Annotated in this window: 1 protein-coding gene; it reads left to right on the top strand. The window is 41.4% G+C overall.

Annotated elements, in window-relative coordinates; genetic code table 11:
• Nucleotides 1–47: 47 nt before the first annotated feature.
• Nucleotides 48–473: benzoate/H(+) symporter BenE family transporter (locus I2F62_RS13135; protein WP_324627421.1), on the top strand; the 426-nt coding region annotated here is incomplete at its 3' end.

The following is a 473-nucleotide window of genomic DNA, read 5'->3' as shown; positions in this document are numbered from 1 at the left end:
ATTCTCAACGGTACTGCTTTTTTATTTTCATGGAAGAACAGCGATTTATGTCAAAACTTCTGCAAGATTTTTCTATTCCTGCTGTGTTTGCAGGCTTTATCACTTTTTTAATTGGCATTAGTGTTTCTGCGGTTTTAGTCATTCAAGGCGCACAGAGTTTAGGGGCGAATCCGGCACAAATTGCGTCTTGGTTTTGGGCATTGGGACTTGCCATTGGTTTAACTGGGGTGATTTTATCGTGGAAATATAAATATCCAGTTGCAACAGCGTGGTCGACCCCAGGTATTGCACTCATTATTGCAACGGGAAGTCATTACAGCTTAGCCCAAGCCATTGGTGCATTTGTGTTGTGCGGGATTCTCACCGCAATTGTTGGTTTCTCGGGATTATTTCAGCGTTTACTGGCGAAAATTCCTTTAAGTTTAAGCTGCGCCATGTTGGCAGGAATTTTACTTAAATTTGGATTACAACTT

Origin of the sequence: Acinetobacter sp. MD2(2019) (assembly GCF_035615615.1) — a bacterium.
Lineage (GTDB): Bacteria > Pseudomonadota > Gammaproteobacteria > Pseudomonadales > Moraxellaceae > Acinetobacter.
Note: the sequence above shows the minus strand (reverse complement) of the source record. Positions and strands in the feature narration are given on the sequence as shown.